General features: G+C 74.6%; 10 protein-coding genes. 5 read left to right on the top strand and 5 right to left on the bottom strand.

Going from position 1 to position 21,799, the window contains the following annotated elements; genetic code table 11:
- Nucleotides 1–161 precede the first annotated feature (161 nt).
- A complete protein-coding gene (locus ACFVYI_RS00675) occupies nucleotides 162–293 on the bottom strand; it encodes an albusnodin family lasso peptide (protein ID WP_387879872.1) in 132 nt (43 codons plus the stop codon).
- A gap of 279 nt (nucleotides 294–572) precedes the next feature.
- Between ACFVYI_RS00675 and ACFVYI_RS00670 the strand changes: the two genes are divergently transcribed.
- On the top strand, nucleotides 573–1,919 hold the full coding sequence (locus tag ACFVYI_RS00670) for a tetratricopeptide repeat protein (RefSeq protein WP_387880023.1): 1,347 nt from the start codon (nucleotides 573–575) through the stop codon (nucleotides 1,917–1,919).
- Between the two features lie 98 nt (nucleotides 1,920–2,017).
- Here ACFVYI_RS00670 and ACFVYI_RS00665 read toward each other — a convergent pair whose 3' ends face one another.
- From ACFVYI_RS00665 to ACFVYI_RS00650, 4 genes are all read right to left on the bottom strand, one after another.
- A complete protein-coding gene (locus ACFVYI_RS00665; protein WP_387879869.1) occupies nucleotides 2,018–2,938 on the bottom strand; it encodes a PIN domain-containing protein in 921 nt (306 codons plus the stop codon).
- Nucleotides 2,939–3,072: 134 nt separating this feature from the next.
- Nucleotides 3,073–10,296 carry an amino acid adenylation domain-containing protein gene (locus ACFVYI_RS00660; protein WP_387879867.1) on the bottom strand — a complete coding sequence of 2,408 codons (7,224 nt, stop codon included), beginning with the start codon at nucleotides 10,294–10,296 and terminating at the stop codon, nucleotides 3,073–3,075.
- Nucleotides 10,293–16,718: an amino acid adenylation domain-containing protein gene (locus ACFVYI_RS00655; protein WP_387879864.1), complete on the bottom strand. Its 6,426-nt coding sequence runs from the start codon at nucleotides 16,716–16,718 to the stop codon at nucleotides 10,293–10,295. Before ACFVYI_RS00655 ends, ACFVYI_RS00660 begins: the two co-directional genes overlap by 4 nt.
- Nucleotides 16,705–17,736: a TauD/TfdA family dioxygenase gene (locus tag ACFVYI_RS00650; RefSeq protein WP_387879861.1), complete on the bottom strand. Its 1,032-nt coding sequence runs from the start codon at nucleotides 17,734–17,736 to the stop codon at nucleotides 16,705–16,707. Before ACFVYI_RS00650 ends, ACFVYI_RS00655 begins: the two co-directional genes overlap by 14 nt.
- Before the next feature lie 190 nt (nucleotides 17,737–17,926).
- On the opposite strand from ACFVYI_RS00650, the gene ACFVYI_RS00645 reads away from it, so the two are divergent.
- The 4 genes from ACFVYI_RS00645 (at nucleotide 17,927) to sbnB (ending at nucleotide 21,709) form a co-directional block, all read left to right on the top strand.
- Nucleotides 17,927–18,142, top strand: coding sequence for an MbtH family protein (locus ACFVYI_RS00645; RefSeq protein ID WP_387879859.1), 216 nt, complete (start codon nucleotides 17,927–17,929; stop codon nucleotides 18,140–18,142).
- Nucleotides 18,143–18,175: 33 nt separating this feature from the next.
- Nucleotides 18,176–19,489 carry an MFS transporter gene (locus tag ACFVYI_RS00640; RefSeq protein WP_387879857.1) on the top strand — a complete coding sequence of 438 codons (1,314 nt, stop codon included), beginning with the start codon at nucleotides 18,176–18,178 and terminating at the stop codon, nucleotides 19,487–19,489.
- A 193-nt stretch (nucleotides 19,490–19,682) separates the two neighbouring features.
- On the top strand, nucleotides 19,683–20,702 hold the full coding sequence (gene sbnA / locus ACFVYI_RS00635) for a 2,3-diaminopropionate biosynthesis protein SbnA (protein WP_387879855.1): 1,020 nt from the start codon (nucleotides 19,683–19,685) through the stop codon (nucleotides 20,700–20,702).
- Nucleotides 20,696–21,709: a 2,3-diaminopropionate biosynthesis protein SbnB gene (gene sbnB / locus ACFVYI_RS00630; RefSeq protein ID WP_387879853.1), complete on the top strand. Its 1,014-nt coding sequence runs from the start codon at nucleotides 20,696–20,698 to the stop codon at nucleotides 21,707–21,709. Before sbnA ends, sbnB begins: the two co-directional genes overlap by 7 nt.
- The last annotated feature ends 90 nt before the right edge of the window (nucleotides 21,710–21,799 follow it).

The following is a 21,799-nucleotide window of genomic DNA, read 5'->3' as shown; positions in this document are numbered from 1 at the left end:
GCCCCGGGCGCGGGGGGGCCCGGCGGGCCGGGCCGGGGCGGGGGGGGGGGGGGGGCGGCCGCCCGGCCGGGGCGGGATTGGGGGTGGCCGCGGGGGGGGTGGGCGGGGGGCCCCCGCCGGGGGGGCCCCCCGGGCGCGGGGGGCCCCCACCACGCGAAGGGTCAGCTGTTGTAAGCACGGCGCTTGTCCTCGCTGCTGCCCTGGCCCTGGCCCTCGGTCAGGGCGGCCGCGTCGCCGACCTCGACCATCAGCTCGTCGTCGCCGAACGCCTCGGTGGTGTGCTGCTCTTCCATCGTGTTATTCCTCTCGGTGGGAACGAAGTTGTGCTGCCCGGCCCGCCACAGCGGGCCGGGCCGACACCCCGGATGGGGTGCCGTTCTCCCGCCCCGGGGGTACAGGGCGGGGAGTCTGGTGCCCCGCACCGGTGGATGCCGGAGGCCGGGAACCGGCCACCGGCAGGAAACGGGGCCCCCTCGGTGACCTGACTATGAGTCAACAGGTGTGCTCTGGGCGTGAACACGGTAGAAACATCACTGATCTCTGAAACCCTTGAAACCTGGCTCTCGGGGGCACTGGTGGCACGCGAACGGACACCGAACCGCAGACTCGCCGCGCTGATCGCCGAGTGCCGGTGGGCCAGCAACGGCGAGTTCGCCCGCGCGGTCAACCGGGCCGGCACCGAGGCCGGGTTCAAGCTGAAGTACGACGAGTCCGCCGTCTCCCACTGGCTCTCGGGCACCCGTCCGATGGCGAAGTATCAGCGGGTGGTACTTGAGACGCTGACCCGCCGCCTGGCGCGGCCGGTCACCGTGTTCGAGGCCGGTTTCGCCGATCAGCCCGACGTTCAGCCCACCTCCACGGATACGGTGGCGGGACTGATCGACCTGGGGAGCACGGACATGGACCCATCGCGCAGGGGTGTGCTCGGAGCGAGCCTGTACTCGGTCGCCCTCACCGTCCCAGGCTGGCCGGACCACCTCGGGCGGTTCGAGAGGCTGAAGGCCGACCCGCACACCCGGATCGGCATGGCCGAGGTCGAAGGCGTGATCGCCATGACCGAGCGGATCAGCGAGATCGACGACCAGTTCGGCGGCCGGACGGCCCGCCCGATGGCCGCAGCCTTCATGGTCAACAACATCGCTCCGTACCTCCGCGCCACCGCCACCTCTGAGGTTCGAAAGGCGATGCTGTCCGCCGCCGCGGACCACCTCTACCTGACCGGCTACATGGCGGTGGACGAACGCCTGGACAGGCTCGGCCAGAGCTACTACAGCAAGGCGCTCGAACTGGCGCTGGCCGCCGGCGACCACCTCACCTATTGCACGACCCTGCGCGGCATGAGCGTCCAGGCCGTCGAACTCGGCCACGGCGCCGTCGCCCTGCGGTACGCCGCCGCCGCCTCGGCCGCTTCACCCGAGGCCGGTCCCAGAATGCGGGCCTTCCTCGCCGGCCAGCAGGCCCACGCTCTCGCTCAGACCGGCGACCGCCTCGGAGCACTGGCCATGCTCCACGGCGCCGAGATCGCCATGGAGCAGGCCGAGTCCAAGGCCAAGGCCCACGGCTCCTACGACCCCGCCTCGCTCTCGTACCACGTCGGCCAGGTCAACTACGAGCTTGGCGACCGCGAAGGCGCGATCCGCGCACTCCAGCACTCCGAGAGAGTCCGGCCCCCGGTCTACCGCCGGGCCCGTGTCCGCCATCGCGCGATGATCGCCGAGTGGCAGCTCGAAGCCGGACGGCTGGAGGAGGCTGTCCAGAGCTGGAGCCTCGCCCTGGACGACTTCCCGCACGTCCAGTCCGGCCGGGCCGACGACCGCTTCCGCGCGATGCTCTCCGCGACCCTGCCCTACCGACGAAACCCCCACGTCCGTGAGCTGCTGGACCGAACCCGGCCCCTCAGAGCGGGCCGCCCGATCTGACACCATGGGCGGGCGTTCTCGGGCTGACCGCCACTGCGCGGTCAGCCCTTCTGGTGGCCCGACGTTCGGACGGCCGCTTCCCGACCGGCGCGGTGCCGTCAGCCGGAACCGCGCCGGCCACGACCCGGTGCCGCGGCCGAGGTCGCCGACGGCTCCTCCCCGAGCGGAAGGCTCAGCTTCTCGACGACCAGGCCGGCGTTCCTCGCCCGAGTCGACTGCCCGGTGTCGTAGGTGTACATCCTCACCGGGCTTGCGGCGAGCGGCCTCATTGCGAGCGCACGATCGATGATCTCGTCATCGATGTTCGGCAGCCGGATGTGGCCCGGCGGGTCGAAGACGATCTCGACAGTGACCTCAGGACGTGCACGCCCTCCCCCGTCAATCTCGGACAGATCGGCCCGGTGGAGAACGGCGAACGGCTCCTGGCCGTTCGGAAAGAGCCGGTCGATGACCGCGAGGCTGTAGCGGGAGCGCCATCGTTGTTGCTGGTCCTTCGACTCCTTCAGCCGGTCGAGTTCGTCGATCACGGCCATCGGCACCATCAGGTTGACCGTGCCCTCGTAGACGACTGCCAGCTTCCGGAAGTCGATGGCCTCCAGCTTCTCCGGGTGCTGGATGTACATGCTCGTGTCGAAGACGGCGTTCAGCGTCGGCTGGACCCGGCGTTCGATCGTCCGCCGAAGCGTCCGCACCACAGCATCGAACTCTCCTACCCGTTGAGCAAGTTCGAGTCGCACGAGGCTGTTGGTGAACTTCGTCAGATCGGCCGCTCCGAACTCGGCCGCACCCGTGAGCAGATGGTCGTAACGGCGGGTGAGGACGAGCCGGTCGATGTCGCGTTCGCTGACCTGGTTGGTGAGTCGGGCCACGGCATCGTTGGCCCATTCCAGGTAGGTGAGCAGCAGCCCGCCCGCGTCCCCCCGATAGGAGGTGTACAGGTTTCCGACGTCTGTGGCGACCTGCGTGAGGGCTTGGAGGGCGTTGTCCCGGCTCGTGCCGGGGTGGAGGGTGACGTGCATGCCCGGATCATGCCAGCGGCCGGTCCGCGAGCCGAGCGGGTTGTCGATCTCGGCAGAATTCGTTACCCGCTCGCTGGCCCGACGGCGGAAGGGCGGGGCGCGGTGTGCGCCCCGCCCTTCCGGGTGAGCTGTCGTCAGGCGGTGGCCTCCCCGTTCCCGCCGAGGATGGCTGTGATCGTGTCGGCGAGACGGCCGAGGTGGGGTGGCTTCATGACGCCGAAGTGGTCGCCGGGGATGCGGTGCAGGGCGACGTCCCCGGTGAGTTCCTGCCAGCGGGCGAGGTACTCGGGGAAGGCCTGGCCGGAGGCCACCTCGTGCTTGCCGTCGGCCAGTTCGTCGCTGGCGATCAGGTGCAGGCGCCCGGGGTAGGGGCGGTGGCGGTAGGTGAGGCACATCTCCATGACCTCGCGCCACATCCGGGCGGAGGGCAGCCAGACCTCGCCGGCGCCGTGTTCCGGCAGCACGATCCCGACCTCGGGGTCGACGTCGTCCACCAGGTGTTCGAGCAGGGCCAGGGTCTCCTGCCGGAGTGCGGAGGTGTCCTGCTCGGGCGGCGCGGCGGCCAGTTCCGCCAGCTTGGCCACGCAGCTCTCGATCAGCCGGTACTCCTTCCACAGCTCGGGCCGCTCGTGGTTGTCGAGCCCCGGGTCGAGCAGGACGAAGGTGACCTCCTCGCCCTCGGCGGTGAGCCGGTGGGCCAGTTCACTGGCGATCCCGCTGCCGCCGCACCAGCCGAACAGCCGGTACGGGCCGTGCGGGGCGGCGGCCCGCAGTTCGGCCAGGTAGCGCTCGGCCATCTGCTCGGTCGAGGGGACGGGGCCGCCGTGCTCGGCCTGGAGGCCGGGCCAGGCGAAGGCCGCGACCGGCTGGTCCGGGTCGAGGTACGGCACCAGCGGGCGGTACCAGTGGGCGCTGCCGCCGCCGGGGTGCACGCAGAACAGGGGCGGCCTGCTGCCCTCCCGGCGGAGCCAGACCAGCGACTCGACCGGTTCGCCGGCCTGCGCCGCGTCGACGGCCGCCGCCAGCCCGGCGACGGTCGGGTCGGCGACGAAGGAGCGGACGGTCAGCTCGATGCCGTGCCGTTCGCGCAGCAGGGCGGTGATCCGCAGGATGGCCAGCGAGTGGCCGCCGAGGACGTAGAAGTCGTCGTCGACCCCGACCCGCTCCAGGCCCAGCACCTCGGCCCAGACCTCGGCGACGGCCCGCTCGGCGGGTGTGCGCGGGGCCGTGGAGGCGGTGGCCGGGGCGGGACCGGTGGGCGCGGGCAGCGCGGCCCGGTCGATCTTCCCGTGGGCGGTGAGCGGGAGGGCGGGCAGCTCCACCCAGGCGCCGGGCACCAGGTAGTCGGGCACCCGCCGCCGGAGCTGTTCGCGCAGCACGGCGACGTCCAGCGGGCCGGTGCCCGCTTCGAGGACGACGTAGCCGACCAGACGCTTGTGGCCGTCCGGTCCGGGGTGGACGGCGGCCGCGGCGGCCCGGACGGTGCCGAGCCCGCCGATCATGGCCTCCACCTCGGCGAGTTCCACCCGGTGGCCGCGGATCTTCACCTGGTTGTCGCGCCGGCCGACGAAGGACAGCGTCCCGTCGGGGTCGCGGCGGACGATGTCCCCGGTGCGGTAGAACCGCGCCCCGGGCAGGGCCCCGGACGGGTCCGGCACGAAGCGGTCCGCGGTGAGGTCGGGGCGGCCGAGGTAGCCGCGGGCGAGCCCGGGGCCGCCGACCAGCAGCTCGCCGGCCACGCCGAACGGCACCGGGTCGAGGTCGTCGTCGACCACCAGGACGCGGGTGTCGGTGATCGGCACGCCGATCGGCACGCCGCGGTCGGCGTCGGCCGCGGTCACCCCGCGCAGCGCCGTGCTGAAGGTGGTGCACTCGGTGGGGCCGTAGCCGTTGGTCAGCGCCACGCCGTGCCCGACGGCGGTGCGCACGTGCGAGGGCGAGAGCGCGTCGCCGCCGGCGAGCACCTGCCGCACCTCGGCCAGGACCTCCGGGTGGGTCTCCACCATGTGCTGGAACAGGCCGGCGGTGAGCCAGAGCAGGGTCACCCGGTGCCGGCGGATCACCTCCGCCAGTTCGGCGGCGGTGGTCGCCCCGGGCGGGCAGACGGCGAGCCGGGCGCCGTTGCCCAGCGCGCCCCACACCTCCAACGTGGACGCGTCGAAGGCGAGCGGCGCGTGCAGCAGCACCACCTGGTCGGCGTCGAGGTCGGCGTAGTTGGGGTCGTGCACCAGCCGGACGACGGCGCGGTGGGTGACCTGGACGCCCTTGGGCCGGCCGGTGGAGCCGGAGGTGTAGGTGACGTAGGCCAGGTTGTCGGGGTGGGTGCCGGCCTCGACCGGCGTCTCGGGCAGGACCGCGAGGCCGGCCCACCGGGCGTCCAGGGGGACGCAGCGCAGGTCGGCGATCCGCGCGAACCGGTCGGTGTCCTGCGGGCGGCAGATCGCCACGTCGGCGCGGACGTCGTCCAGGACGTAGCCGATCCGCGCGTCCGGGTAGGCGGGGTCGAGCGGTACGTAGTAGCCGCCGGCCTTGAGGACGCCGAGCATGGCCAGGACCGCCTCGATGCCGCGGTCCAGGCAGATCGCGACCGGCGTCTCGGGGCCGACGCCGAGCCCGCGCAGCAGGTGGGCCAGCTGGTTGCTGCCGGTGTCCACCTCCCGGTAGGTCAGGCGCCGTTCGCCGTCGTCCAGGGCGATCGCGTCCGGGTCGGCGCGGGCCGCGAGCAGGTCGGGCACGCAGACCTCGGGCAGCGGGCGGGTGGCGGGCGCCTGCGCGCTCGGCCGGTCGAGGCCGGGCGCGCGGAAGGCCTGCGGGTCCGCGTCGGCGTCGTCGGCCATCGCGGTGAGCACGGCCAGGAACGCCTCGCCGATCGCCGCCAGCCGCTCCCGGCCGGCCCAGCCGGGGCGGCAGGTCATCCGCAGTTCGCCGGGGAAGGTCCAGACGTCGAAGGTGAACTCGTTCGGGCTGTGGTCGGTGACGGTGCCGATGTCCGCGCGGTGCTCGTCGAGCACGTGGAAGTCCAGGTAGGCGAAGACCACCTCGACCAGCGGCTCGCCGCCGCCCCACTCGCGCTGCATCGCGGGCAGCGGGTAGCGGCGGTGCGGCCACAGGGCCAGCTCCTCGGCGAACACCGAGCGCACCAGCGCGCGCCAGCTCGGCGCCCGCAGGTCGACGGCGAACGGCACGGTGTTGAGGTACATGCCGCGGACCCGGTCGCCGCCCGGCAGTTCGGGCCGGCCGTTGGTCACCGCACCGGCGAAGAACCGGCGCTGGCCGCTGAGCAGGCCGAGCACCTTCAGGTGGGCGGTGTAGAGGACGGTCTTGAGCGAGCTCTGGGTGTCGGCGGCGAGCCGGCGCAGCCTTGGCTCCAGCTCCGCCCAGGGCAGTCGCACCTCGGTGGCGGGCAGGTGCGCCTCGGCCGGGGCGGTGTCGGCGGGCAGTCGGAGCCGGTCGTGGCCGGTGATCCGCCCGCGCCAGAACTCGCGGTCCTCCGCGGAGGCGAGGGCGCGCTGTTCCAGCTGGATGAAGTCGGCGTAGCGGACCTCCGGCGGGGCGGCGGCCGGGGCGCCGGTGCCGGCGGCCAGCTGCCGGTAGACGGCCCGCAGCTCGCCGATGACGGAGTGGTGGCTCCAGCCGTCCAGGATGGCGTGGCACTCGACGTGGGTGAGCAGCCACTCCCGGTCGCCGACGAGGTGGGCGTGGTAGCGCAGCAACGGGGCGCGCCCGACGTCGAAGGGGGTGCGCTGGGCTTCGACACGGAAGCGCCGGACGGCGGCCTGCTGCTCCTCGGCCGGCAGGTCGCGCAGGTCGTCCACGCCGATCTCCAGGTGCAGGCCGTCCGCCGCGTGGACGAGCTGGAGCGGTTCGGAGTACCCGGAGAGGTCGAAGGAGGTGCGCAGGATCTCGTGCCGCTCGATCAGCAGGCGTACCGCGCCGTTCAGCGCCTCGGCGGAGAACGGGCCGTCGTCGACGATCTGGAAGGTGCTGACGTTCTGGTAGGTGTTGCGCTCGGGGTCGGCCAGCATCTCGTAGACCATGCCGACCTGGACCTGGCCCATCGGGTAGGCGTCGACCAGGCCGTCGGGGAGGCGTTCGCGGTCCCCCGGGGCGAGCAGCTCGAAGCGACCGGCCAGGGCGGTCTCCAGTGGCGTGGCCGGCGGCCGGTCGGCCGCCAGCGGGGCCAGTTCGGCGACGGTCTGCCGGGCGAAGACGTCCTGGACGGAGAGGGCCAGCCCCTGGTCGCGCAGCGCGCCGACGGCCCGGATGGCGCGCATCGAGTCGCCGCCGAGCTGGAAGAAGCCGTCGTGCACGCCGACCTTGTCGACGCCGAGGGCGGTGGCGAAGGCGTCCGCGAGGGTCTGTTCGATCTCGTTGCGGGGGGCGACGAACGCGCCGACCAGGTCGGAGCGGGTCCGCTCCGGTGCGGGCAGCGCCTTGCGGTCGGTCTTGCCGCTGGGGGTCAGCGGCAGTGTCTCCAGCGTCGTCCAGTGCACGGGCCGCATGTGTTCGGGCAGCCGGCCGCGCAGGTGCTCGCGGGCGGCCTCGACGTCGGCCGTGGCCGGGACCAGGTAGCCGACGAGCTGCTCGTCGTGGACGGCGACGGCCGCGGCCGCGACCCCGGGCGCTTGCGTCAGCACCGCCTCGATCTCGCCGAGTTCGACCCGCTGGCCGCGGATCTTCACCTGGTGGTCGAGCCGGCCCAGGTACTCGATCTCGCCGTCCGCCCGGTACCGGGCGAGGTCGCCGGTGCGGTAGAGCCGTCCGCCGGGGGCGGCGGCGAAGGGGTCGGGCACGAAGCGGTCGGCGGTGAGTTCCGGCCGGTGGAGGTAGCCGCGGGCCAGCTGGACGCCGCCGAGCAGGAGTTCGCCCGGCACGCCGATCGGCAGCGGGCGCAGCGCGGCGTCCAGGATGTAGGCGCGGGTGTTGGAGATCGGGCGGCCGATGGTGACGGGCCGGCCCGGCTCGCAGCGGATCGCGGTGACGTCGACCGCGGCCTCGGTGGGCCCGTACAGGTTGTGCAGCTCGCAGCCGATCCGCTCGTACACGGCGGTGACCAGGTCGGCGGGCAGGACTTCGCCGCTGCACACCATGCGGCGCAGCGAGGGCAGCGGCGGCAGCGGCTCGGCGAGGAAGGCCCGCAGCATCGACGGCACGAAGTGCAGGGTGGTGATCGCCTCGGTGTCGATCAGGTCGGCGAGGTAGGCCGGGTCGCGGTGCCCGCCGGGGCGGGCGAGGACCAGGGTCGCGCCGGTGATCAGCGGCCAGAAGAACTCCCACACCGAGACGTCGAAGCTGTACGGGGTCTTCTGCAGCACCCGGTCGGTGGCGTCGAGTCCGTAGGCCTCCTGCATCCAGTGCAGCCGGTTGACGATGGCCCGGTGCTCGACCAGGACGCCCTTGGGGCGGCCGGTCGAGCCGGAGGTGTAGATCAGGTACGCCGGGTGTTCGGGGGCCGCCGCGAAGACCGGGTCGTGGGTCCAGCCGCCGGGCCGTTCGGCGGTGATGTCCACCAGGTGCGGGGCGCCGCCGGACACCAGCGGGGCGAGCCGCGGGTCGGTGACCACGGCGAGGGCGCCGGAGTCCGCCAGCATGAAGGCGAGCCGGTCCGCCGGGTAGTCCGGGTCGAGCGGCAGGTAGGCGCCGCCGGCCTTGAGCACCGCGAGCAGGGCCACCACGAGGTCGGCGCCGCGGTGCAGGCAGACGCCGACCACGGACTCCGGGCCGACGCCGAGGGTGCGCAGGTGGTGGGCGAGCAGGTTGGCCCGGAGGTCCAGTTCCCGGTAGGTGAGCGCGGCGCCCTCGAACCGCACCGCGACCGCGTTCGGGGTGCGGGCGACCTGGGCCTCGAACAGCAGCGGCAGGGTGCCGGCGGGGTAGCTGCGGCCGGTCGCGTTCCAGCTGAGGAGCTGGCGCTCGCGCTCCTCCCGGGGGAGGATCTCCAGCTCGTCGAGCGGGGCGTCGGGCGCGGCGACGGCGCTCTCCAGCAGGCGGGCGAACTGGGCGGCGAACCGCTCGGCCGTGGCCCGGTCGAACAGCGCGGCGGCGTAGTTGACGCCGCCCGCGAGCGAGCCGTCCGGCTGTTCGGCCAGGCCCACGGTGAGGTCGAACTTGGCGGTGCTCTCGCCGACCGGCAGCCGTTCGACCGTCAGGCCGCCCGTCGTCGCGGGCGCCGGTGCGCCGGCGGCGTCCTGCCAGAGCAGCATGGTGGAGAAGAGCGGTGTGCGGGCCGGGTCGCGCTCGGGCGCCAGCTCCTCGACCAGCCGCTCGAACGGGACCTCCTGGTGACCGTAGGCGTCCAGGGCGCTCTCGCGGACCTGCCGCAGCAGCTCGGCGAAGCTCGGCCGGCCGGAGAGGTCGACCCGGAGCACCAGGGTGTTGAGGAACAGGCCGACGAGGTCCTGCACCTCCGCGCGGTCGCGCCCGGCCACCGGGGAGCCCACGGCGACGTCGCGCTGCCCGCTCCACCGGCCGAGCAGCACGGCCTGCGCGGCCAGCAGGGCCATGAACGGGGTGGCGCCGTGTTCCCGGGCCAGCGCGGTGAGCCGGCGGGCCGTCGCGGCCGGGACGGCCAGCGGCACCAGGGCGCCGGCCGCGTCGCGCACCGGCGGGCGGGGCCGGTCGGTGGGCAGTTCCAGGGGCGCCAGGCCGGCCAGCCGCTCGCTCCAGTGGTCGAGCCGGCGGCGCAGCGCGTCGTCGGAGAGCCGTTCGCGCTGCCACACGGCGTAGTCGGCGTACTGCACCGGGAGGTCCGGGGTGCGGGCCGGGCGGCCGGCGACGGCGTCGTCGTAGCGCTCGGCGAGTTCGCGCACCAGGAGGTCCTCGGACCAGCCGTCGCAGGCGATGTGGTGCACGGTCAGCAGGAGGACGTGCTCCTGCGGGGCGAGCCGGGCGAGCACGGCGGACAGCACCGGGCCCTCGGCGAGGTCCACCGGGCGGCGTCCGCCGGTGGCCAGGTCGGCCAGCCGGGCGTCCGCGGCGCTGCGGTCCAGGGCGGTGAGGTCCTCCTCGGCGAGCGGGACGCCGCCCGGCGCCTCGACGACCTGGACGGGCTCGCCGTCGACCACCGGGTACCGGGTGCGCAGGACTTCGTGGCGGTGCAGGATCCCGTCGAGCGCGGTCCGCAGCGCGGCCCGGTCGAGCGGGCCGCGCAGCCGCAGCGAGGCCGTCACCAGGTACTCGGTCGAGCCGGGCTGGAGCCGGTCGAGGATCCAGAGCCGGCGCTGGGCGAAGGAGAGCGGCAGCGGGGCGCCGCGGGGCGCGCGGCCGATGCCCTCGGCCGGGGCGGCGGCCGCCCGGCCGGCGAGGCGCCGGCGGAGCAGCTCCTGCCGCAGCTGTGCGCGGTCCTTGGTGTCGGTCATCGGTGCCCCTCCTCGGCGAGCAGGCCCGCCACTTCCTCGTCGGTGAGCGCGGTGATCTCGGCCTCGACGGCGTCGGTCACCGCCTCGGTGAGCCGGGCCACCGTGGTGGCCTCGAACAGCAGGCGCAGCGGCAGCTCGACGGCGAACGCCTCGCGGAGCCGGGCCAGTACCCGGGTGGCGAGCAGCGAGTGCCCGCCCAGGGCGAAGAAGTCGTCCTGGACTCCGATCCGCTCCACGCCCAGCACCTCGCTCCAGATCGCGGCGACCGCCTCCTCGGCGGGGTCGCGCGGGGCCAGGTGCTCGCGGGCGCCGCCGGTCAGGGCGGCGGAGGCGTCGGGCAGGGCCTTGCGGTCGACCTTCTTGCTGGCGGTCAGCGGGAGCGCGTCGAGCGGCACCCAGACCGCGGGGATCATGTACTCGGGGAGCAGCGCGCGCAGGTGGCCGCGCAGCTCGGCGACGTCGGGCATCGGGCTGCCGGGCCGCGCCACCAGGTAGGCGGCGAGCCGGCGTTCGCCCGGCGCGGTCTCCGGGGCGGTGACGACCGCCTCCTGGAGGGCGGGGTGGCGGGCCAGCGCCGCCTCGATCTCGCCGAGTTCGATGCGCAGGCCGCGGACCTTGACCTGCTGGTCGATCCGGCCGAGGAACTCGATGGTGCCGTCGGGGCGGTGGCGGGCGAGGTCGCCGGTCCGGTACAGCCGCCGGCCCGGCTCCTCGGCGAAGGGGTCGGGCACGAACCGCTCCGCGGTCAGCTCCGGTCGCCGGTGGTAGCCGCGGGCGAGCCGGACGCCGCCCAGGTACAGCTCGCCGGGGACGCCGACCGGGACGGGCCGCCGGTCGGCGTCGAGGATGTGCGCGCGGGTGCCGGGGACGGGTCGGCCGAGCGGCAGGGCCGAGGCCTCGTCCCCCCGCGCCGGCACCTCGGAGACCGGGTGCAGCAGGCAGGTGACGGTGGCCTCGGTCGGGCCGTAGTTGCACAGGAAGCGGGCTGGCAGGCCGGTCTCCGCCCAGCGCCGGGCGTCGAGGCCGGTGACCACGTCGCTGCCGACGTTCATCAGCTTCAGCCCGCTCAGCAGGTGCAGGTCGGGGGATTCCAGGACGGCCCGGTAGTAGGACGGGGTGATCTCGACGACGGTGACGCCGTGCTCGGCGAGCCGGACGGGCAGCTCGGCCGGGGTCCAGAACACCGGGTCGGCCACCACGACGGTGGCGCCGGCCACCAGGGTCGCCGCGATCTGGTCCATCGCCACGTCGAAGGTGAGCGCGGAGAGCAGCACCACCCGCTCGCCGGGCGCGATGCCGTACTGGTCGGCGATCACCCGGCAGTGGTGGGCGTACGAGCGGTGCTCGATCATCACGCCCTTGGGGCGGCCGGTCGAGCCGGAGGTGTAGATGACGTAGGCGAGGTTCTCCGGGCGGATCGGGGCGGGCTCCTGCTCGACCGCCACGGGGTCGGCGTCGGGGCCGTCGGCCAGCACCACCCGGTAGGGGCCGGTCAGCCGGTCGGCGAACGCCCCGGTGGTGACCACGAGTTCCGGGCCGGCGTCGGCGAGCATGAAGTCCAGCCGCTCACCGGGGTGCTGCGGGTCGAACGGCACGTACGAGCCGCCGGACCTGAGCACCCCGAGCAGCACCACCACCGCCTCGACGCCGCGCTCCAGGAGGGAGCCGACGACGGTCTCCGCGGTGACCCCGAGGGAGCGCAGCCGGGCCGCGAACCGGTCGGCCCGCGCGTCGAGTTCGGCGTAGCTGAGCTGCTGGTCGCCGAAGACCACGGCGATCGCGTCCGGGGTCCGCCGGGCCTGCCGGGCGACGAGCTCGGGCACGCAGAGCCCGTGCTCCTCGACGGGGTCGAGCGCGGCGGTCCGGTCGCCCGCCGGGTCGGCCCAGCGGGTGAGGACGGTGTGCCGCTCGGTGTCGGTGAGCATGCCGAGGTCGCCGATCCGCGCGCCGGGGGCGGCGGCGGCGCTGCCGATCAGGGTCAGGTAGTGGCCCGCCATCCGTTCGACGGTCGCCCGGTCGAAGAGCGCGCTCGCGTACTCGAACCAGCAGTACATCCGGCCGCCGCGCTCCTTGACGGTCACGGTGAGGTCGAACTTGGCGATCTCCAGGCCGGCCCGGACCGGTTCCACGGTGACGGCGCCGAGCCGGTCGGGGACCCCGGCCAGGTGCTGGTGCTCGAACATGACCTGGAAGAGCGGGTTGCGGGAGAGGTCCCGCTCCGGCCGCAGCGCGTCGACCAGGTGCTCGAACGGCACGTCCTGGTGGGCGAAGGCGTCGAGCACCGAGCCGCGGACGTGGTCCAGCAGGTCGGTGAAGGCCGGGTTGCCGCCGAGGTCGTTGCGGATCACCAGGTTGTTGGTGAAGAAGCCGACCAGGTCCTCGGTCTCCTGGCGGGTCCGCCCGGCGACGGGGGTGCCGACCGCGAGGTCGTCGAGACCGGTGTAGCGGTGCAGCATCACCTGGAACACCGCGAGCAGCACCATGAACGGAGTCGCGCCGTGCCGGCCGGCCAGCTCGGTGACCGCCCGGCCGACCTCGGGTGCCACCTCGACGACCACGTTGCCGCCGCGGGAGTCGCGTACGGCCGAGCGGACCCGGTCGGTGGGCAGCTCGACGGGTGTCAGGCCGCCCAGGCGGTCGCGCCAGTAGGCGAGTTGGTGGTCCAGCCGGCCGGCGTCCTGCTGCTCGCGCTGCCAGTGGGCGAAGTCCGCGTACTGGACCGGCTCGGGGGCCGGCAGTGCGGGGCCGCCGTCGGTGAACGAGCGGTAGGCGAGGTCAAGTTCGCGCAGGTAGACGTTGGTCGACCAGGCGTCGAAGGCGATGTGGTGCAGGGTCAGGACGAGCAGGTGGTCCTCGGGGGCGGTGCGGATCAGGGTCGCCCGCAGCGGGTGGCCGTGCGCGAGGTCGAACGGGCGGCGGGCCAGCTCGTCGACCAGGGCGCGGGCCCCCTGCGCCGGGTCGGCCTGGTCGGTCAGGTCGGTGAGGGTGAAGTCGACCGGCCCGGCGGGGTCGACGACCTGGACGGGATCGCCGCCCTCGTCGCGGTACCGGGTGCGCAGCACCTCGTGCCGGGCGGAGAGCGCGTCCAGCGCGCCGCGCAGCGCCCCGGTGTCGAGCGGACCGGTCAGCCGCAGCGCCAGCGGGACGACGTACTCGTGACTCCCGGGCTCCAGCCGGTCGAGGAACCACATCCGCTGCTGGCCGAAGGAGAGCGGCAGCGGGCCGCCCCGGCCCACCGGGCGGACGGCGTCCGCCGCGCTCTGCGGGCCGGTGTCGGCGGCGCCGGCGATCCGGGCGGCCAGCCCGGCGACGGTCGGGGCGTGGAACAGCTCGCCGACGGTCAGCTCCACCCCGAAGGCGCGCCGCAGCCGCAGCACGAGCTTGATGGCGAGCAGCGAGTACCCGCCGAGCAGGAAGAAGTCGTCCTGCGCGCCGACCCGTTCGACGTCCAGGACCTCCGCCATCAGCGCGGCGACGGTCTCCTCGGCCGGGGTGCGCGGGGCCTCCCAGGCCGTCTCGGCCGGGTGCTGCGGCTCGGCGGCGGCGGGCAGCCGGCGGCGGTCCACCTTGCCGTTGGGCGTGAGCGGCAGCTCGTCGAGCTCGACGACGGCGGACGGCACCATGGCCTCCGGCAGTGCGGCGGCCAGGTGGGCGCGCAGCGCCTCCGGCTCGATCCGCGCCCCGGCGGCGGCCACCACGTAGGCGGTCAGCCGGGTGTCGCCGGTGCCGGAGCGGTGGGCGGCGACCACGGCGGCGGCCACCGACGGGTGGGCGCCCAGCAGCGCCTCGATCTCGCCGGGCTCGATCCGCACGCCGCCGATCTTGACCTGGTCGTCGACGCGGCCGACGTACTCCAGTGCACCGTCGGCGCGACGCCGGACCAGGTCGCCGGTGCGGTAGCGGCGGGCACCGGGTACCGTCGCGAAGGGGTCGGGGACGAAGCGGTCGGCGGTGAGGTCGCCGCGGCCGGCGTACCCGCGGGCCAGCCCGATGCCGCCGACGCACAGCTCGCCGACCACGCCGACCGGCACCAGCCGGTCCTCGGCGTCCACCACGTAGGTGCGCACATTGGGCAGCGGCAGGCCGATCGGCACCTGGTCCCCGGGCTCGGCCGGATCCCACGGCCAGGCGGTGGAGTCGATGGCGCACTCGGTCGGGCCGTAGGTGTTGACCACCTCGACGTCGACGATCCCGCGCAGGCGGGCGCAGAGTTCGGCGGGCAGCGGCTCGCCCGCCGAGCAGACCACGCGCAGCGCGTCGCAGTCGGCCAGCGCCGGTTCGTCCAGCAGCAGGCGCAGCATCGAGGGCACGCCCTGGAGCACGGTGACGCGGTGCTCGGCGACGGCGCGGGCCATCACCGCCGGGTCGCGGTGGGCGTCCTGCGGGCCGCTCACCACCGCGGCGCCGCAGACCAGCGGGGAGAGGAACTCCCACACGGCGGCGTCGAAGCCGATGGTGGTCTTCTGCAGCACCCGGTCACCGGGGCCCAGGCCGTAGCGCTCCACGGACCAGAGCACCCGGTTGCGGATCGCGGCCTCCGGGACGATCACGCCCTTGGGCCGGCCGGTGGAGCCGGAGGTGTACATCACGTACGCGGCCTCGGTGCCGGCCACGCCCGAGGGTTCGAGGGCCGGCGCCTCGCCGTGGCCGCCGGCGGCGTCGAGCACGAGCGTGTTCGGGTGCTCCGGCAGCCGTCCGAGCAGGGCGTCCTCGGTGACCAGCAGGCTCACCCCGGCGTCGGCGACCAGGTGGGCCAGCCGGTCGGCGGGCTGCTCCGGGGCCAGCGGGACGTAGACCCCGCCCGCGGTCAGCACCGCGAGGAGGGTGGTGACCAGGTCGGTGCCGCGGTGCAGCGCGACGCCGACGGCGCTCTCCCGGCCGACGCCGCGCGAGCGCAGCAGGCCGGCGAGCCGCCGGACCTTCTCGGCGAGCCCGGCGTAGTCGGTCTCCTGCGAGCCGGACACCACGGCGACCGCGTCCGGGGTGGCCAGGGCCTGCGCGAAGAACAGTTCGGCCAACGACTGCCGCGGGCGCTCGGTCTCGGTGCGGTTCCAGCGGGCGAACGCCGCCAGCTCCGCGTCGGGGACGGTCTCCAGCGCGTACGCGGGGGCGGCCGGACGGTCGGCGATGCCCGCGAGCAGCCGCAGCAGGCTCGCCGCCATCCGCTCGATCCGGGCCCGGTCGAACAGCGCGGTGGGGTAGATGAGCCGGGCCGCGAGCGAGCCGTCGGGGAGCTCGGACAGGTGCAGCGAGAGGTCGAAGGCGGAGTGCTCGGTCGCCGCCTCGACCTTGGCGACGTCGAGTCCGGGCAGCCGCAGCGGGCGGCGCTCGGCGTTGTGCAGCGCGAAGCCGACCTGGAACACCGGGTTGCGGGAGAGGTCGCGCTCGGGGGCGAGGTCGGCCACCACCCAGCCGAAGGGGACGTCCTGGTGCTCGTAGGCCTCCAGGGTGGTCTCGCGGACCCGCGCCAGCAGGTCGAGGAAGGACCCGGGGCCGGACAGGTCACCGCGCAGCACCACGGTGTTGAGGAACATGCCGATCAACGGCTCCAGGGCGACCTCGTCGCGGTCGGAGACCGACACGCCGACGGCCACGTCGGACCGGCCGGACCAGCGGGCCAGCAGCAGCTGGAACGCGGTCAGGTGCACCATGAACGTCGTCGCGCCGCCCTCCCGGCCGAGCGCCGCCAGCCGCTGCGCCAGCTCCGCGGGCACGGTGAACGGGACGCTGTCCCCGGCCGGGTCCCAGCGGGCCGGGCGCCGGCGGTCGGTGGGCAGCTCCAGCGGCTCCAGGCCCGCCAGCCGCTGCCGCCAGTAGCCGCGCCGCTGCTCCTCCCGCTCGGGGGTGGCGGCCCAGGTGTCGCGCTGCCACTGCGCGAAGTCGGCGTACTGCACCGGGACGGGCTCCAGCGGCGACGGCCGGCCGGCCGCGAAGGCCTCGCAGAGCTCGTGCAGCTCGCGCGCCAGGAGGCCCCAGGACCAGCCGTCGAAGGCGATGTGATGGACCGTCACCAGCAGGACGGCCTCCTCCTCGGCGAGCCGCGCCAGGGTCAGCCGCCAGGGCGCCCGGGTGCGCAGGTCGATCGGGGTGCGCAGCTCGGCGGCGTGCAGCTCGCGCAGCCGCGCCTCGCGGTCGGCCGCCGCCGGCCCGGTCAGGTCGACCACGGCGAGCGGCACCGGGCCGGGCTCGTCGATGTACTGCACCCCGGTGCTGCCCTCGGTGCCGTAGCGCGAGCGCAGCACCTCGTGCCGGGCCGCGATCTCGGTGAACGCGGCCTCCAGCACCGGCAGGTCGAGCGGGCCGCGGATCCGGAACGCCTCGCACATCAGGTACTCGGTGGAGGCGCCGGAGCGGAGCTGGTCCAGGAACCACAACTGCTCCTGGGCGAACGAGAGCGGGTGGCCGCTGTCACCGGTGGGCATCGGACGTCTCCAGGAGCGAGTCGGGGGTCACGAGGGACGAGTGGGGCTCGGCCATGGCCACGGCGATCCGGCGCGGACCGGTGAACGGCTCGCGGGCGTGCGCCGACAGCATGTTGTCCACGAGCAGGACGTCGTCCCGCTGCCAGTCGAAGCGCCGCGACTCGGCGCGGTAGCAGGCGCGCAGGTGCTCGACGACGTCGTCCGGCACCGGCCGGCCGTCGCCGTAGTAGGTGTTGGTCGGCAGCTGGTCCTCGGCGTACATCTCCCGCAGCGCGGCGCTCACCTCCTCGCCCAGTGTGGTGACGTGGAAGAACGCGAGGTGGTTGAACCACACCGTCTCCCCGGTCACCGGGTGGCGGTGCACCGCCTTGCGGCGGGCGCGGGTGCGCAGGCCGTCCGCGGTCCACTCGGTGACGACGCCGTTGCGGGCGCAGTAGGCCTCGACCTCGGCGCGGTCCGCGGTGTTGAAGGCCTGCTGCCACGGCACGCCGAAGCCGTCCGAGAAGTTGCGCACCACCATCCAGCCGCGGGCCGCGAACTCCTCGCGGACGGCGGGGTCGATCGCCGCGTGGACGCGGCGGGTGTCGGCGAGCGGGGTGGCGCCGAGCGTCTCCGGCGGCTCGACGCAGTGGAAGAAGAGGGTCAGCGGCCAGTCGGCCTGGTAGGAGTTCTCGTTGTGGAGGAAGATCTCCTCGTTCGGCGGGTAGTCGGTCGAGGTGTACACCTTCCCCTTGATGGTGCTGCGCGGCGAGGACCGCTCGGCGTAGGCCAGCGGGGATCCGGACACCGCCCGCACCGCCGCCTCGAACCCGTCCACGCCGCCGACGTCGAACCCGCGCAGCAGGACCGCGCCGTGTTCGAGCAGCCGGCCGCGGACGAACGGTCGGGCGGCCGCGAGGTACTCGGCCAGGGGCGTGCCGGGAGTGTCGGCCGGCACCGTCAGGGGGAGGACGGAGCCCGCGCCGTTCTCCCGGGCTCGGTCCGTCGGTGCGGGCCGGATGGAGGGGTTCGCAGTCATGCGCCTCAGCGTCGTCGCCCGGGCGGGGCCCCTTCGAGAGAACAACCGGCAGTCACACCGGCAGCCTTGGCGTCGCGGTGACTGCGCCTCCTTCTCTGCAGCCGGGCCCGGCGGGTGCGGCAGGCTCGCTGGCGCCGCCACCGGTCACGTGAGGTTCGTGACGCGGCAGTTCACCCGAGGGAGGCCCGCCGTGGCCGAGGAAGAGACCGACGACCGCACCTACCGCGTCGTCCTCAACGACGAGGAGCAGTACTCCGTCTGGCCCGCCGACCGGGAGCTCCCGCTCGGCTGGTACGCGGAGGGCACCGAGGGCACCAGGGCCGACTGCCTGACGCACATCGGCACGGTCTGGACCGACATGCGACCGCTCAGTCTGCGCCGCCAGATGGAGCGGGCGGCCGGCTAGCGGCCGGGCCGGGCCCCGCGAGGTGTGTGAGAGATGACCAGCCCCGACACGCGGGCACCGGCGGACGCCCAGGCGCGGCCGCCGGACCCGCCCGACCTGCCGGACCCGCCGGACCCGACCGCCCCGACCGCCGAGCCGGTGGTCCCGCTGCACCGCAACCGCGACTTCCTGCTGCTGTGGGGCGGCTCGGCCGTCTCCCTGCTCGGCTCGACGGCGACCACCATCGCCTACCCCCTGCTGGTCCTGGCCCTCACCGGCTCGCCCTTCGACGCCGGACTGGCCGGCTTCGTCGCGCTGCTGCCGGCCCTGCTGCTGCAACTGCCGGCCGGCGCCCTGGTGGACCGCTGGCCGCGGCGGCGGCTGATGATCTGGTGCGACGCGCTGCGCGCGCTCGGCGCGGCGGTCATCGCCGTCTCGTCGGCGCTCGACGTGCTCAGCCTCCCGCTGGTGCTGGCGGTGGGCTTCGCGGAGGGCGCGCTCACCGTCTTCCACGGGCTCGCCGCGCACGCGGCCGTCCCCAACGTGGTGGCGCCGAGCCAGCTCTCGCTGGCCCTGTCCCGCAACGAGGCGCGCGGGCGGGGCGCGGTGATGCTCGGCACCCCGCTCGGCGGCCTCCTGTTCGGCCTCGGCCGGGCCGTGCCCTTCGTGGCCGACGCGCTGACCTACCTGGTCTCGCTGACGGGCCTGCTGTTCATCCGCAAGGAGTTCGAGGCCGAGCGGTCCACCGGCACCGGCACCATGGGCGAGCAGGTCCGCGAGGGGCTGCGGTGGCTCTGGAAGCACCCCTTCCTGCGCACCACGACCCTGCTGGTGGCCGGCAGCAACCTGATGTTCCGGGCCCTGTTCCTGGTCGCCATCGTGCTGGCCACCGACGTCGGCGCCTCCTCTGCCGGAGTGGGCCTGATGGTCGGGGTCGCCGGCGCCGGCGGCCTGCTCGGCTCGCTGGCCGCACCGTGGTTCGCCCGCCGCCTGGGGCTCACCGCCCTGGTGATCGCGGCGAACTGGGCCTGGGCCGTCCTGATGGTCGTGATCGCCCTCAGCCGCGACCCGCTCACGCTCGCCGCCGCCTACGCGGCGATGTGGTTCGTCGGGCCGCTGTGGAACGTGGCGCTCGGCAGCTACCAGCTGGGCATCACGCCCGACCGGCTGCGCGGGCGGGTGCTCGCGGCGATGAGCACGCTGTCCAACGGGGCTCTGCCGATCGGCTCGCTGCTCGGCGGCCTGCTGCTCGACTCGGCCGGCGCGCGGACCGCCGCGGTGGCCCTGGCGGGCTGGATGGTGCTGCTCGCCGTCGCCGCCTCGGTCGCCCGCACGGTACGCACCGTGCCCGACCCGGCGACGCCGTGAGCCCGACGGCGTCCCCGACTCCCCCGCTCCCACTGCTCCCACTGCTCCCCCGGCCGCCCCTGCCACCCCAGGGCCGCTCCCCCGAGCCGACCGGCGGCCGCCGGACAACCCCTCGATCCAGTGCTGACAGGAGGAACTAGCGTGTTCCGCACCATGCTCGGGCCGCGCCCCGATCCGACGGGGCGAGGCCATCATGCCGGGACCTGACGACCGGCCGACCGGCGTACTCGGCACGATCGGCGGCACCCCGCTGGTCGAACTCGCCAAGCTCGCCCCGGGCCGGCACTTCACCACCTACGCCAAGCTGGAGGCCTTCAACCCCGGCGGCAGCATGAAGGACAGGTCGGCGCTGGAGATGCTCCGCGAGCGGATCCGCACCGGCGCGCTGGTGCCCGGCCGCTCGGTGGTCGTCGAATCCAGCTCCGGCAACCTCGGGATCGGGCTCGCCCAGGTCTGCTCCTACTACGGCCTCCGGTTCATCTGCGTGGTGGACCCGCGCACCAACCGGCAGAACATCGCCATCATGCGGGCGCTCGGCGCCGAGGTCGAGGTGGTCCGCGACACCGACCCGGTGACCGGCGAGTACCTGCCCGTCCGGATCCGCCGGATCAGCGAACTGACCGCCCGCATCCCCGGCGCCTACTGGCCCAACCAGTACGCCAACCCGCTGAACCCGCAGGCGCACCGACGGACGATGCGCGAGATCCTGGACGCGGTACCCGGCGGGATCGACTACCTGTTCTGCGCGACGAGCTCGTGCGGCACCCTGCGCGGCTGCGCGGAACTGGTCCGCGACCTGCGCCTGCCGGTGACCGTCGTCGCGGTGGACGCCAGGGGCAGCGCCATCTTCGGCGGCGTCCCGACCTCCCGGCTGATTCCCGGCCACGGCGCGGCCGTCCGGCCCGCGCTCTACCGCGACGGGCTCGCCGACGAGGTCGTCCACGTGACGGACCTCGACTGCGTGGTCGGCTGCCGGCGGCTCGCCGCCCGGGAGGCCGTGCTGGCCGGCGGCTCGTCCGGCGCGCTGGTGGCGGCGCTCGACCTGATGGCCGACCGCATCCCCGCGGGCTCGCGCTGCGCCGTCGTCCTGCCCGACCGCGGCGAGCGCTACCTCGACACGATCTACGACGACGAATGGGTCGCCCGCCACTTCGGCGACGTGTCCCACCTGTGGAAGGACAAGGAGTACTCGATGAAGGTGGCACCATGCTGATCCTGGGAGCCGGGGAGGTCCGGCAGGTCCTCGACGGTGCCGAGAGCGAGGTCGTCGCGGCCGTCCGCCGCGCCTACGTCCTGCACGACCGGGGCCGCACGGCCCTGCCGCACTCGGTGTTCCTCCGCTTTCCCGACGAGCCGCGCAACCGGATCATCGGACTGCCCGCCTACCTCGGCGAGGACGTCCCGGTGGCGGGCATCAAGTGGATCTCGTCCTTCCCCGGCAACACCGCCGCCGGCCTGGAACGCGCCTCCGCCGCGGTGATCCTCAACTCCATGGCCACCGGGCACCCGGAAGCCCTGCTGGAGGGCTCGGTGATCTCGGCGCGGCGCACCGCGGCGAGCGCCGCGCTCGCCGCGTCCGTCCTGGGCTCCGAGACCCCCGAGACCGGCGTCACCCTGATCGGCTGCGGCGTCATCGGCTTCGAGATCCTGAACTTCCTCCGGGCCGTCCTCCCCGACCTGGGCGCCGTCACCGTGTTCGACCTCGACCGCTCCCGCGCGGAGGCCTTCGCCGACCGCTGCGCGGCCCGCTGGCCCGAGCTCAAGACCGCCGTCGCCGACACCGCCGAGGCGGCGCTCGCCGCCCACCGGCTGGTCTGCCTGGCCACCACCGCCGCCACCCCGCACCTGACCACCGAGGCCTGCCGGCCCGGCACCCTGGTGCTGCACGTGTCGCTGCGCGACCTGACCGTCGAGAGCATCCTGGGCGCCGTCAACGTGGTCGACGACGCCGACCACGTGTGCCGCGAGGGGACCTCCCTGCACCTCGCCGAACAGCGCGTCGGCAACCGGGAGTTCATCACCACCTCGCTCGGCGCCGTGCTCCGCGCCGACGAGCCCTTCCGGCGGCCCGAGGACGGCGTCACCGTCTTCTCGCCGTTCGGCCTCGGCGCGCTCGACCTCGCCCTCGCCGGCCTCGTCCACCGGCAGGCACGGGAGCGCGGGCTGGGCACCCGCGTGCCGGGCTTCCTCCCGGAGGCCGCCGGAGCCGCCGTCGGCTGACCGCCCCGGCGCCGCGGCCCGGCCCCGGTCGCCGCCCCGCCCGCGGCCCCCCGGGCCGGCGGCGCGGGGTGGCGCTCCCGACTCCGGCGG

Origin of the sequence: Kitasatospora sp. NPDC058218, from assembly GCF_042882445.1 — a bacterium.
Classification (GTDB): Bacteria; Actinomycetota; Actinomycetes; order Streptomycetales; family Streptomycetaceae; genus Kitasatospora.
Note: the sequence above shows the minus strand (reverse complement) of the source record. Positions and strands in the feature narration are given on the sequence as shown.

Bases quoted from the DNA above. Each gene is read 5' to 3' on its own strand.
- ACFVYI_RS00675 (WP_387879872.1), bottom strand. From the start codon at position 293: ATGGAAGAGCAGCACACCACCGAGGCGTTCGGCGACGACGAGCTGATG.
- ACFVYI_RS00665 (WP_387879869.1), bottom strand. From the start codon at position 2,938: ATGCACGTCACCCTCCACCCCGGCACGAGCCGGGACAACGCCCTCCAA.
- ACFVYI_RS00660 (WP_387879867.1), bottom strand. From the start codon at position 10,296: ATGACCGACACCAAGGACCGCGCACAGCTGCGGCAGGAGCTGCTCCGC.
- ACFVYI_RS00655 (WP_387879864.1), bottom strand. From the start codon at position 16,718: ATGCCCACCGGTGACAGCGGCCACCCGCTCTCGTTCGCCCAGGAGCAG.
- ACFVYI_RS00650 (WP_387879861.1), bottom strand. From the start codon at position 17,736: ATGACTGCGAACCCCTCCATCCGGCCCGCACCGACGGACCGAGCCCGG.
- ACFVYI_RS00640 (WP_387879857.1), top strand. From the start codon at position 18,176: ATGACCAGCCCCGACACGCGGGCACCGGCGGACGCCCAGGCGCGGCCG.
- sbnA (WP_387879855.1), top strand. From the start codon at position 19,683: ATGCCGGGACCTGACGACCGGCCGACCGGCGTACTCGGCACGATCGGC.
- sbnB (WP_387879853.1), top strand. From the start codon at position 20,696: ATGCTGATCCTGGGAGCCGGGGAGGTCCGGCAGGTCCTCGACGGTGCC.